Source organism: Haloferula helveola (assembly GCF_037076345.1).
Classification (GTDB): domain Bacteria; phylum Verrucomicrobiota; class Verrucomicrobiia; order Verrucomicrobiales; family Akkermansiaceae; genus Haloferula; species Haloferula helveola.
In genome coordinates this window covers 3,399,852-3,412,156 of sequence record NZ_AP024702.1, presented here as the reverse complement: position 1 = coordinate 3,412,156, position 12,305 = coordinate 3,399,852, and the positions used below count along the sequence as shown (strand labels likewise).

Here is a 12,305-nt window from a genome sequence, read left to right as displayed (position 1 = left end):
GGTTAGGTGTGGTGTTGGATTAATCGAAATGAACGGGCCGGCAGACGAGTTCGCGCCGGGTGGTGGCCATCCGCATCTGGATCGGTGAATTCGAGCAGAGCAAGGTGTCGCTGTCCTGCCATTCCTGTTCGGCGATCTCCCACATGCCGCCGTCGTGTTCGAGAACCTCCAGGGTCCGGGTCTCCAACAGCCTTGAATCCTCCATGTGCACGGTGACGACCGGCTGCGGGGCGGAATCGTCCGGCGCTGCGGCGGGCCCGGTGGCATGACGCCAGACCAGGACGACGCAGGCCGCGGCGGCGAGGGTGGAAAGCACGGCCGGCACGCCGCGACGAAGGAATCGCAACCGCGCCGACGTGACGGGTTGCGGCGGCTCGGTCATCCGCGCGGCAAGGTCGGAAGGCAAAGGAGCAGGGACCAGGCTGCGGATCTGTTCTTCAAGTTGCCTGTCGTTCATGGCTGGAGTTCTACAAGGGTTCTGCGCAGGTGATCGAGGGCGTAGCGGTATCGGGAGGTGGCGGTGGGCACGGGAACATCCGTGAGACTTGCGATGGCTGGAAAACTGAGATCACCCCACATTCGAAGGATCAAAACCTCACGCAGGTCATCGGGCAGTTGCTGGATCGATTCAACCAAATGGCGGCGGGTGTCATTCGCATCGAAATCGGGCACGAACCACGAGCCCTCGGGCGTCGCCACGGTTTGCTCCCTGCGCACCCGACGGTCGATGCTGCGTCCCAGATCGATCGAGCGGCGCCGGATGGTGGCCAGAACCACCGCCTTGTCCGGAATCGTGCCCCGGGCCTTGACCCAGGTTTCGACGAGCACGTCCTGAAACACATCCTTGGCATCCGATTCCGAGCGGGTCTGCTGGCGGGCGTAGAGAAAGAACACGGCGCCGTGTTGGTCGAGCCAGGCCTGCCAATCAGGATCAGACGGCGGTTTCTCGGGAGGAACGTTCACGAATGGTTCATCACTTCGGTCTCTCAGTGGGAAGCGGCGCGGCCACCGGAATCGATCTGCGGACCATTGAACCGGCCGACTACTCTTCGATCGTGACCCGCTCTTTATCAGGAGCGCCACCCGCATCCTCGCCCGGCCAGGTCTCGGTGAAGTTGTTTCCGGGAGATCGCCAATCGGCGACGACACTGCCGGTCGAATCACAGACCCGCACCAACACTCCGAGCAAGGTCGAGCGGCCAGATCGCCTGCGCTGCCCGCTCGATGATGACGAGGAAACCGAGATTCCACCGTCTTGCTTCACCACCATCTGGTCGGGATCAAACTCCTCCGTGCTCAGCTTGGCGGTCGCGCCGGACTTGAGCGACTGGGGAACTTCGACGCTCCCCTCCCGCGAGACGGTCTTGTCCATGCTGTTGCGGGCGAAAACCAGATACTTGATCGTGATGCCCTCGACCGGATTGTCCGCCTGGTTCTCGACCTCGATCTGGAAGACGTAGTTCCCGCCGTCTCCCTTCACCTTCTTGGCGGAGATCTCGTAGTCGTGATAAGGGAATGACACCGCGGCCGGCGTTTCCTTCATCCAGCGGCGGATGAACGCCTGATCGTTCTCGGAGAACCTCGACACGGGGACGGTGTGCTTGCGGCCTTTGACCTGGATGACCACCTCGTCGGACGCTTCGCCGGCATGTGACACCAGTTCGGCATCGATGGCGCGCCCCTTGGAGTCATGGAAGGTGCGCGCGGAGAGGCCCGGAACCAGGAGCGATAGCAGGACCGTAGCCCCGAGGATTCGAGCCAATCTTTTCCCGGAGTGTTGGCTTCCGGTGATGGTTCCCGTTTTGGACAGCGAGCGGTTGGTGAGTTTCATGCCTTCAGTCCTAAAGGCGGCACGCCCGGCCGGATCGATGTGCAGATTCTGAAATCGATCTCAACTACTGGATCGGCAGACCGCTCAACCATCCACTCTGGCCGACACGGAGGGATTGCCTGCGCTCCGCTCCGGCCATTCCAGTTTGGGTGCGTGCCACGCACCGGAGGGACGCCGTCGGCATGGCCGACTTTCCGAATTCAAACCCGGTTCGCTGGAGCTCACCAAGCTTCTCAGCCCATCCCAAACGCCATCAGCCCCAGTCCAAACGAGTTGGACTGGGGCTGATGGCGGACAGGGAGGGATTCGAACCCTCGGTACTGTTTCCAGCACACACGCTTTCCAGGCGAGCCCATTCGACCACTCTGGCACCTGCCCTTTGGGAGCGCGGAACCTAGGAAGCACCCGCAGGCTTGGCAACACGAATCTCAGGACGCCGGATGCCAGCAGGACGGGGCGCTTGAGCCACCGGGACGCGACACCCGGACACAGCGCGACAGGCTGTCATGTCCGGGTGCGACACTCTGTCCCTAAATTGGGTGCATTCAGCGGACCCCCACCCTCTCCCTCATCCTGTTTCCCGCTGCCAGTCAGTCAGTTGCGGCGACTCGAAACCCGGTGGCATGGGGTATGCGAAACATTCGGCATCAACTCGTGCCCGCGTGGCGGGCCCAACCATCCAACCTGAAACACGAATTACCCATGTCCAAGATTCTCGGTATCGACCTCGGCACCACCAACTCGTGCATGGCCGTCATGGAAGGCGGCGAGCCGGTGGTGCTTGAGAACTCCGAAGGCGCGCGCACGACGCCTTCCGTGGTCGCATTCACCAAGTCCGGTGAGCGGCTCGTCGGCCAGGCGGCCAAACGCCAGGCCGTCACCAACCCCAAGAACACGATTTTCTCCGCCAAGCGCCTGATCGGCCGCAAGTTCTCGGAACTCTCGGAAGCCGATAAGGCGATGCCCTACAAGATCGTCGAGGCGTCGAATGGCGACGCCCACATCGAAGTGGAAGTCGCGGGCGAAGCGAAAACCTACTCGCCGCAGGAAATCGCCGCGATGGTGCTCGGCAAGCTGAAGTCCGACGCCGAAGCCAAGCTCGGCGAAACGATCACCTCCGCGGTGATCACGGTCCCGGCCTACTTCAACGACTCGCAGCGGAACGCCACCAAGGCCGCCGGTGAAATCGCCGGCCTCGAGGTGAAGCGCATCATCAACGAGCCGACCGCGGCCGCACTCGCCTACGGTCTCGACAAGAAGAGCGACGAGAAGATCGCGGTCTATGACCTCGGCGGCGGCACCTTCGACATCTCCGTGCTGGAGATCGGCGACGGTGTCTTCGAAGTGCTCGCTACCGACGGTGACACGCAGCTCGGTGGTGACGACTGGGACAACGCGCTCATCAAGTGGATCGTCGACGAATTCAAGAGCGACCAAGGCATCGACCTCTCCGGCCAGCCCGACGCGCTGCAGCGGATCAAGGAGGAAGCCGAGAAGGCCAAGATCGCGCTGTCCTCTTCGCAGAGCTACGACATCAACCTGCCGTTCATCACGGCCGACCAAACCGGTCCGAAGCACATCCAGCTCTCCCTGAGCCGCTCGAAGCTCGAGCAACTCACCGACAGCCTGTTCGAGCGCACCAAGAAGCCGGTCACCGACTGCATGAAGGAAGCCGGTGTCAGCACCTCCGACATCGATGAGCTGGTGCTCGTCGGCGGCATGACCCGCATGCCGAAGGTGATCGATACCGCCAAGGATCTCGCCGGCAAGGAGCCGCACCGTGGCGTGAACCCGGACGAAGTGGTCGCCATCGGCGCCTCGATCCAGGGCGGCGTGCTGCAGGGCGACGTCAAGGACGTGCTCCTGCTCGACGTTACCCCGCTGACCCTCTCGATCGAAACGGAAGGCTCGCGCGCCACGCCGATGATCGAGCGCAACACGACCATTCCGGCCAAGAAGTCGCAGATCTTCTCGACCGCGTCGGACAACCAGCCGGCCGTCGACATCCGCATCTGCCAAGGCGAGCGCCCGATGTTCGGCGACAACAAACTGCTCGGCAACTTCCGCCTGGACGGCATCTCCGCCGCCCGCCGCGGCGAGCCGCAGATCGAGGTCACCTTCGATATCGACGCCAACGGCATCCTCCATGTCTCCGCCAAGGACAAGCAGTCCGGCAAGGAGCAGAAGATCTCGATCCAAGGGTCCTCGGGCCTTTCCGAAGACGAAATCGACAAGGCCAAGAAGGAAGCCGAAGCGCACGCCGACGAGGACAAGAAGCGCGTCGAGGCGGTCGACACCAAGAACAAGGCCGAGCATCTCGTCTTCCAGGTCGAGAAGCAGATCGCCGAGCTTCCCGCCGAAGCGCCGGAAGAAATCAAGTCGGGCATCCAAGCCAAGGTCGACGCCCTCAAGGACGCGCTGAAGGACGACGATCTCGACAAGATCAAGACCGCCACCAGCACGCTCGAGAGCGCCCTTCAGGACCTCTACAACGCCGCTCAGGCCGCCCAGCAGGCTGCCGGTGGTGCGGGTCCGATGCCCGAGTCCGAAGCCTCAACACCTGACGGCGAAACCGCGGAGTCGTCCGAACCGAAGCCCGCCAAGGGCAAGGTCGTCGACGCCGAGGTGGTCGACAAATGATGAACCCTTTCCGCTCCCCCCATCCCGGAGCGGCTACTCAACCAACAACCAACAAACCAAAGACAAAACACATGGCCAACATCCAACCACTCGGTCAACGCGTCCTCGTCAAGCGTCTCGATGCTGATGAGGTCTCCGCCGGCGGCATCGTCCTTCCCGACACCGCCAAGGAGAAACCCCAGGAAGCCGAAGTCATTTCGCTCGGCACGGGCGGCAAGGACGAAGATGGCAAGACCATCGAGTTCACCGTCAAGGTCGGCGACAAGGTGCTCATCTCCAAGTACGGCGGCACCGACGTGAAGGTCGACGGTCAGGATCTGCTGATCCTCTCCGAGTCCGACATCCTCGGCATCGTTTCCTGAATCCATCCCCAATCCACCATCAACCATCTCTAAGCATATGGCCAAACAACTCCAATTCGACGAAAACGCCCGCCACGCGCTCCTGCGCGGCGTGGAGAAGCTCGCCAAGGCCGTCAAGGCCACCCTCGGTCCGGCAGGACGCAACGTGATCCTCGACAAGAAGTTCGGTTCCCCGACCATCACCAAGGACGGTGTCTCGGTCGCCAAGGAAATCGAGCTCGAGGATCCCTACGAGAACATGGGCGCCCAGCTCATCCGCGAAGTCTCGAGCAAGACCTCGGACATCGCCGGTGACGGCACCACCACAGCGACCGTGCTTGCCGAAGCCATCTACAAGGAAGGCCTGCGCAACGTGACCGCCGGTGCCAACCCGATCAGCCTGCAGCGCGGCATCATGAAGGCCACCGAGCAGATCGTCGCCCAACTCAAGGCGATCTCGAAGGAAGTCTCCGACACCAAGGAAATCGCGCAGGTCGCCACCGTCTCCGCCAACTGGGACACCACCATCGGCAACATCATCGCCGAGGCGATGGACAAGGTCGGCAAGGACGGCACGATCACCGTCGAGGAAGCCAAGGGCATCGAAACCACCCTCGACGTGGTGGAAGGCATGCAGTTCGACAAGGGTTACCTCTCGCCGTACTTCGTGACCGACGCCGAGTCGATGGAAGCGAACCTCGAGAACGCCTACATCCTCATCCACGAGAAGAAGATCTCGAACCTGAAGGACATGCTTCCGCTGCTCGAGAAGGTCGCCAAGACCAGCCGTCCGCTCCTCGTCATCGCCGAGGACGTGGAAGGCGAGGCGCTCGCGACCCTCGTGGTCAACAAGCTCCGCGGCATCCTCAACATCGCAGCTGTCAAGGCTCCGGGCTTCGGCGACCGCCGCAAGGCCATGCTCGAGGACATCGCGATCCTCACCGGCGGCAAGGTCATCACCGAAGACCTCGGCATCAAGCTCGATTCCGTCGGCCTCGAGGACCTCGGTGAAGCCAAGCGCATCACGATCTCGAAGGAAGACACCACGATCGTCGAAGGCGCCGGCACGTCCGACGCCATCACCGGCCGGGTCAACCAGATCCGCCGCCAGATCGATGACACCACCAGCGACTACGACCGCGAGAAGCTCCAGGAGCGCCTTGCCAAGCTCGCCGGCGGTGTGGCCGTGATCAACGTCGGTGCCGCCACCGAAACCGAGATGAAGGAGAAGAAGGCCCGCGTCGAAGACGCCCTCCACGCCACCCGTGCGGCGGTTGAGGAAGGCATCGTCCCCGGCGGTGGCACGGCCCTCATCCGCGCCCTCACCCTGTGCATGCAAGGTGACGGTTGCTCGGTGGCTTCGAACGCCGACGAGAAGACCGGCATGGGCATCGTGGCCAAGGCCGTCGAAGCTCCGCTTCGCCAGCTCGCCGCCAACGCCGGCCGCGAAGGCGCGCTGATCGTCGAGAAGGTCAAGAACGGTGCCGAAGGCTACAACGTCGCCACCGACACCTACGAAGACCTCATCGCTTCCGGCGTCGTCGACCCGACCAAGGTCACCCGCTCGGCCCTGCAGAACGCCGCGTCGATCGCCGGCCTCCTGCTCACCACCGAGTGCGTCGTCACCGACCTTCCCGAGAAGGAAGAGCCGGCTGGCGCCCACGGCCACGACCACGGCATGGGCGGCATGATGTAACCAAGGAGCGGCACCTTCCAGGTGCCGTCCAACGATTCCAAAAGCCGGACGGGAAACCGTCCGGCTTTTTTTTTGGAGTGCGGTGGCAGAGCCCCGGGAGGGGCGGCGACACCGCTTTGGAACAGCGTTCGGTTCACGTGGCTCGAAAAGCGGTGTCGCCACTCGGAGACTCGCTCTGCCACCGCACTCCAAATTCCTATCTCCCCGCCTCCCAAGTAATCGACCACGCCACCTCGCCACCCTCCCCGGCATCCAAGGTCAGACGTGCGAGCCCGTCATCCCCAACGGCGACTGTTGCCGTTCCCGCCGACGACTTCGCCTCCGCCGGAACCATTCCATTGCCCGCCATCGTGATCACGAACGGCTCACCACCGACCACACTCGCGACGCCGGAGTAAGTCCGTGTGGCGGCATCCCACTTCACGTCCCGCAGATCCAGCATGCCCTGCAGGATGTGGCGGTTCGTCGAAAGGAACTGCGGGTGGTCCACCCTCCGATGAACGGAATACGTCAGCGTCTGCGCCGGCTTCAAAGCCCGCTCGATCGCCTGACCTCCACCGACTTCGCCGACAAACTCGTCGTTCCAGAAGTCATAGACGTAGTAGCTCGCATCCGGATCGTGACCGAGCGATCCGGTATCCGACTGGTCTCCCGATAGCGGCACGCGCAGCTTCATCGGTTGCTCCGAGTTGTTGCACAGGATCACCTGCGACCAGTCCGGATCAACCCGGTAGCAGTAAACCGACGGATCCTTCCGGTCGGGCAGCAGCATGTCCACCGGACGGAACGACTGCGTTCCCCGTAGCACCGGGAACAGTCTCGTGAGGTCATGCTGTTCCTCGGGCGTCATCCGGCCGAAGGAAGTGCCGAGCTCAAGCCGCCCCGAAATCAGTCCTACCACGCTCAGCATCGTCCGCCGCGCGTCCGTATCCATCCCCTTGAACGACTTGCCGTCCGGGTAATAGCCGAACACGCTGCGGTTCTTGTACCAGCGGAGCCCCATGCGTGACGCCATCTCCGGCTCGAAGTGCGACGAGTCGCCCCACACCCGCTGCAAATCGACGATCCCCGCCGTCACATCCAGCCGCGGCGTCCCGTATTCGCCCAGGTTCCGCTCGTGGATGTAGGCATCCGGACCGAGGCCCGCCCGGCACAGTTCGAACACCTTCCGGTAGGCGTTGGTCGTCGAGTATGACGTGTCCTCGAAACCGCCGTCCTTGCACCACGCGGACTCCGGGTAGTCGAACTTGATGCCCTCCAAGCCGTCTTTCCCGAGCCGCGTCCACATCGCCAGCGTGTGTTCCTGGAAACCGGGGTCGGTGAAATCATACTTCACGAACGGCATGTGGTGCCGGTGCTCGGCGTGCAGCCGTGAGATGTCGTTGTTGAGCATCCATTCGGGATGGGCCGCCGCGAAGTCGTTCGACGGCATGTTGCTCTGGATGTAGGTGAACGGGATGCCGCCCATTTCGTGGAGCTTGCCGCAAAACTTGCCGAAGGTCTCGAAGGGCGGCGTCAGCGAGCCGTATTTCGCCCAGTGCTCGTCATCCCACCACCCCTGCTGGGTATCGCCGTAATTACGGTTGCAGTAGTAGTCCGGCTCAAGCCGGATCGCGACCGGCGTGTATTTCAGGATGCCCGATTCCTTAGCGAGATCCATCTGGCCGACGAGATCCTTCGAGTTGTTGATCGGCTTGCCCTCGCCGTAGTGACCGCTCGACACCAGCCAGCCGCAAAGCGTCGGAAAATCGTAGGCATTGGGCTTGGCGTCATTCGCCACCCGCATTGCGAGCCCGTAACGCTCGAGCGACTCGAACGGGTCGGCCGTCGTGAAGTCGAGGAACACCGTGTCGGCCGAGTCGAAGGTCGCGCCCGGCTCAACCGTTTTCCCCTGCGGATCCTCGATGGTCACCGTGAGCTGGTTCTTCTGCCCGTCGAACTGGATGAACCGTAGGAAGTCCCGGTAGCCGAGCCCGCCGACCACGACCGACAAGCGCTTCCCGTCGACTTTCCCGGTGGCGAGAATGTTGTTGTGAGCCTCGATGGCGAGACCGCTTTCGACCCGGTTCGGTTCGGCCCCGGCCCCTCCACGCAGCACTTTCGGGTCTTCCATCTTCTTGCCCGGCAGGAACTTCGCCTTCTCCAGAATGCCGACCCGCGCGATCCGGGCGGGGATCTTGTGAGGATTGGTCACCGAAAACCCGAGGACGGCATACGGGAGCCCGTCGTACACCCGAACATGCAGCGACTTGATCGGCCGGTAGCCGGCGTTGGGCGTCTCGGTGACCGTCAGTCGACGGCCTTTCCCGAACTCGTCCTCGATCGAAGTGGCGCTCCACTCGCGGGTTGCTCCTTCCGGCTGTTTCCAGCCCATTTCATCGACGGTGAACTGCCCGCTCGAGAACACCGTGAGCCCTGCCTTGAGGTCTTCTCCGGAGATCGCGCCCGACTTGAGATCGTAGCCGAGTCGGAAAGATTCGTTGCCGATCAGGACCTTGTTGCCGGACTGGGAAACCTCGACCGCCGATGCTGGAACGGCGCATACCAAGAAAAGCGCTAGAACATGGATTCTCATCATTGGGCTCGATCGATAGGCGAACCGGCTCGGCGAGGCGAGTCGGAAGGGCTCGACCCCAACGCCGCACCATCGGGCGCCGCCCAGCTTGACGGGCGTTGGATTGGAGTGGACCGCGAGCTTCAGCTCGCCCCGGCACTCGAGCTGCCGGACCGACGGCGCGAGCTGAAGCTCGGGGTCCATCGCAGGCAACACGGGTCATGACTCGGGTTCACGGATCCGGCCGCCCGCTACGTGAAGTAGGTGCGGGCCACCCGGATCTGGTCGGCAAAGCCGTCGCCCCCTTCCATCGCCGAGAGTTGCGAGAGCGTTCGTTCCAACTCGTCGGACGAGTCCGCTCCCGCTTCCAGCATCTGCGCCAGTTGGCCGAAACCGACCGCGAGCAATGCTTCGTCCGGCTTTCCGGACTCGGCCGCGCGCTCGCTCGCCGAATCAAAGTGCGCCCGGGCCTTGGCGTGCTCGCCGTGCGCGATGAGCTGTCCGCCGAGCATCCAATGGGCCCGCGACTCGGCAAGCGCTCCACGTTCCAGACTCCGGGCCAACTCCAGATTCCGCTCGGCGGCCCGCAAGCCCGCCTCCAAGGCGTCGGCATCGATCTCGATCCCCGGCTCGTCCCAACCAGGCCACGCAAACGACGCGATGTTGTAGCAAATCGCTTTCGCCTGATGGTGAACCTCCTCCGGAGTCCCCTCCTTCGATTCAAGCATGCGGACGTAGGTATCGAGCGCCGCCCTGCCGACCTTGAGCGCCCCTCCGAGGTCCTTCTTCTCCCAATAAAGATGCATCATCAACTCGGAGCAGAGCTGGATGAAATCTGCATCCCGCTGCAATCCGGCCAGAAAGTGCTCCAACCCCTCCTCGCCGCCCTCATCAAGCGCCTCGATGACTTGGTCCTTGAGCGATTTCATCACTCCTTGCCGAAGTGGAGGATTTGGGGAAAGCCTTCGAACTGATCGCCCGGCTTCGGGGACTTCGCATCGAAGGCATACCGCCACATCTCGATCACCGCCGACTTGCGGTCCGGTGCGATCTTCACGATGCCGTGCCCCGAGCCCTTCAGCTGCGCGACCTTCTCCGGCGGATCGGTGGCTCGCGGATTCAGCCGGTTGCTGCCCTTCTCCGGATTGGCCGCGGCGAGCACGCTGAACTTGTTGCCGAAGGGATCGGTAAAGTCGCCGGTGATGCTTCCACTCTCGGGCCACCACGCACGAGGCCAGCCGTTCGAAGTCCCCGGCACCATCATCGCCCACGGACCGTCACCCCAGTCATCGACCCCTTGCCGCACCAGCAGACCGAGATGCTGGTCGCCGTGAAGCATCAGCGTGTTGTCACCCTTCAGCGGTTCGAGCGCCCGACGCCGGCCCGATTGCGGCCAGCCGTTGCTGTCCCAATCGAAGCGGTTCTTCTTCAACTCCGGACCGGTGTGGGTGTGACCCTTGCAGAAGATCGTCTGCGAAAGAACCAGGCGCACGGGTTCCGCCTCCGTCTTCGTCGACCACTCGCCGAGGAACTTCTCCTGCCGTTCGCCGAGCATGCTCGCGCCCGGAACATCGACCTCCTCCGGCTTCAGCTGCATCCGGTTCTTCGGCAGCACGCTGAGCGGACCTGACTTCCATTTGCGGTCCTCGAGGATCGCGATCGGCACCCCGCCCCAGGTCATCTCGGTGAAATACACACCGATGCCGCCCTTGATCGGCGCCGGATCGACCGGATCCGGCAGGTGCCCGGTCTGGGTGCGCTCGACCGCCTTCACCCATGCCGGCGCCATGATGTAGCCGCCTTCATCAATCCGTTTCACATGGCCACCGCCGGCACCCCACAGGTTCCCTTGGAACACGTCGTGATCGTCCGGGAGAATCACACTCGGCCGGTCCTTCAGAAGCTCACGCCAGGTCCAGCCGAACTGGTAGTACTTCCGAAGGTAATCGAGCGCCGCCTTCTCCACCGGAGCACGCACGACGCCGAATCCACCATATCCCTCGTAGATCTGGTCGCCGGCGAAGAACATCAGGTGGGGATCCTGCACCGCGACGTTGCGGGTCATCGTGGGCAGCGGGAAGGCGTAGCCGTGGTCGCAGGAGAAGACCCCGACTCGGAACTCCCCGCCCTGCCTCGCAGGATCTTCGATAATCCTTCCCGACCACTCCGAAACGCCACCGGCCCATGGGTAGGTCACGCGGTAGTCGGCCGGTCCCTTCGGGACTTCGACGCGGAACAGAGCGGTGCGCGAGAGACCATCGATGGATGCCTTCGCCGCCTCCTTCCACTTGCCGCCTTCCTTGAGCTCCAGAACCGCTTCCTGCGAATCATTCTTCCCCACCGGCCCCATCTGCGCCTGCAGTTTCACAGTCGATCCCTGCCGCGTATACTGCGTCCACAGGATCGGACCGAAGGGTTCGACACCGGTCTCGACCACCCCGTCTCCTCCGACCTTCCAGTCACGGAAGCGCGCAAGGATCGGACCCCGCTTGTCCTCCGCCCTGCGCGGCGACATCGCGGCGAGGCAGAGGTTGCCCTTCAGTTCCGCAGCTTCGCACTTGAGAGAAACGTTCGCCGTCCGCTCACCGCGTGTGCCTTGGAGCGAGAGCTCTCCCGATGCGTAGCGAAGCTCGAGACGGACAGGACCCTTGCCGCCGAGCGGTTTGTCGGAAACCGCCTCCTTGCCGAGGATCAACCGTCCGTCCGCCCGGATCCCCGCCTCGATCCACTCCTTCGCGCCGACCGCGACATGCCGGGGATCGTCCATCATCCCACGCACGCCCACTGCCAGCCCGGCCCAAACCGCGGTCGGATTCGAGACCTTGTCCGGTGGCGCCAAATCGACCTCAACCTCCGCCGAGAAGCCCGTCTCCGCGTTACCGACCTGATGGGTGAGAAGGTGGAGAAGCCGATCCTTGGCGGCATGGGCCACGACGGCACCGTCCTTCGTTTCCCAGTCGTAGAGCGGATTCCCCCAGTATTCCGGGCCGACCCAAGGACGGGTGCCGGACCAATTCGACTTGAATTCGGCGGCTTGGAGAGAAGGCAGCAAAAGGGCCAGCGCGAGGGGGAGGGCTTTCATCATGGCGATTCAATACAGAATCCGGGCCGTTGCGTTAGCGCGAATCGCGACACGATCATCAGGAATCGGGACCAGGATGGATGGGATGGATGGGATTCTGGAGTTTTGATTCGAGAAAGGCTCGGACGAACAACTTCGGACAGCCCCGCATGGGGACTCTC

At 63.2% G+C, this 12,305-nt stretch carries 9 protein-coding genes and 1 tRNA gene; 3 read left to right on the top strand and 7 right to left on the bottom strand.

Features of this window, described 5'->3' with window-relative positions; all coding sequences use genetic code 11:
• Positions 1-19 precede the first annotated feature (19 nt).
• The 4 genes from HAHE_RS12810 to HAHE_RS12795 form a co-directional block, all read right to left on the bottom strand.
• Entirely contained in the window at positions 20-457 is a 438-nt protein-coding gene (locus tag HAHE_RS12810) for a hypothetical protein (protein WP_338684983.1), read from the bottom strand.
• Positions 454-963, bottom strand: a complete 510-nt coding sequence (locus HAHE_RS12805) for a sigma-70 family RNA polymerase sigma factor (RefSeq protein ID WP_338684982.1) — start codon at positions 961-963, stop codon at positions 454-456. The genes HAHE_RS12810 and HAHE_RS12805 overlap by 4 nt, the downstream gene beginning before the upstream one ends.
• A gap of 79 nt (positions 964-1,042) precedes the next feature.
• Positions 1,043-1,831 (bottom strand): hypothetical protein, encoded by a 789-nt coding sequence (locus HAHE_RS12800; RefSeq protein WP_338684981.1) that lies wholly within the window; start codon positions 1,829-1,831, stop codon positions 1,043-1,045.
• A gap of 288 nt (positions 1,832-2,119) precedes the next feature.
• Positions 2,120-2,209 (bottom strand) — tRNA-Ser (locus tag HAHE_RS12795).
• A 324-nt stretch (positions 2,210-2,533) separates the two neighbouring features.
• Here HAHE_RS12795 and dnaK point away from each other — a divergent pair.
• From dnaK to groL, 3 genes are all read left to right on the top strand, one after another.
• Entirely contained in the window at positions 2,534-4,471 is a 1,938-nt protein-coding gene (dnaK, locus tag HAHE_RS12790) for a molecular chaperone DnaK (RefSeq protein WP_338684980.1), read from the top strand.
• A 71-nt stretch (positions 4,472-4,542) separates the two neighbouring features.
• Positions 4,543-4,833 (top strand): co-chaperone GroES, encoded by a 291-nt coding sequence (locus HAHE_RS12785; RefSeq protein WP_338684979.1) that lies wholly within the window; start codon positions 4,543-4,545, stop codon positions 4,831-4,833.
• A 37-nt stretch (positions 4,834-4,870) separates the two neighbouring features.
• Positions 4,871-6,508 carry a chaperonin GroEL gene (gene groL / locus HAHE_RS12780; RefSeq protein ID WP_338684978.1) on the top strand — a complete coding sequence of 546 codons (1,638 nt, stop codon included), beginning with the start codon at positions 4,871-4,873 and terminating at the stop codon, positions 6,506-6,508.
• A 196-nt stretch (positions 6,509-6,704) separates the two neighbouring features.
• Here groL and HAHE_RS12775 read toward each other — a convergent pair whose 3' ends face one another.
• The 3 genes from HAHE_RS12775 to HAHE_RS12765 form a co-directional block, all read right to left on the bottom strand.
• On the bottom strand, positions 6,705-9,086 hold the full coding sequence (locus tag HAHE_RS12775; protein ID WP_338684977.1) for a hypothetical protein: 2,382 nt from the start codon (positions 9,084-9,086) through the stop codon (positions 6,705-6,707).
• A 227-nt stretch (positions 9,087-9,313) separates the two neighbouring features.
• Positions 9,314-9,991, bottom strand: coding sequence for a hypothetical protein (locus tag HAHE_RS12770; RefSeq protein WP_338684976.1), 678 nt, complete (start codon positions 9,989-9,991; stop codon positions 9,314-9,316).
• Positions 9,991-12,147 carry an alkaline phosphatase D family protein gene (locus HAHE_RS12765; RefSeq protein WP_338684975.1) on the bottom strand — a complete coding sequence of 719 codons (2,157 nt, stop codon included), beginning with the start codon at positions 12,145-12,147 and terminating at the stop codon, positions 9,991-9,993. Before HAHE_RS12765 ends, HAHE_RS12770 begins: the two co-directional genes overlap by 1 nt.
• Positions 12,148-12,305 lie beyond the last annotated feature (158 nt).

Bases quoted from the DNA above. Each gene is read 5' to 3' on its own strand.
- HAHE_RS12810 (WP_338684983.1), bottom strand. From the start codon at position 457: ATGAACGACAGGCAACTTGAAGAACAGATCCGCAGCCTGGTCCCTGCT.
- HAHE_RS12800 (WP_338684981.1), bottom strand. From the start codon at position 1,831: ATGAAACTCACCAACCGCTCGCTGTCCAAAACGGGAACCATCACCGGA.
- dnaK (WP_338684980.1), top strand. From the start codon at position 2,534: ATGTCCAAGATTCTCGGTATCGACCTCGGCACCACCAACTCGTGCATG.
- HAHE_RS12785 (WP_338684979.1), top strand. From the start codon at position 4,543: ATGGCCAACATCCAACCACTCGGTCAACGCGTCCTCGTCAAGCGTCTC.
- groL (WP_338684978.1), top strand. From the start codon at position 4,871: ATGGCCAAACAACTCCAATTCGACGAAAACGCCCGCCACGCGCTCCTG.
- HAHE_RS12775 (WP_338684977.1), bottom strand. From the start codon at position 9,086: ATGATGAGAATCCATGTTCTAGCGCTTTTCTTGGTATGCGCCGTTCCA.
- HAHE_RS12770 (WP_338684976.1), bottom strand. From the start codon at position 9,991: ATGAAATCGCTCAAGGACCAAGTCATCGAGGCGCTTGATGAGGGCGGC.
- HAHE_RS12765 (WP_338684975.1), bottom strand. From the start codon at position 12,147: ATGATGAAAGCCCTCCCCCTCGCGCTGGCCCTTTTGCTGCCTTCTCTC.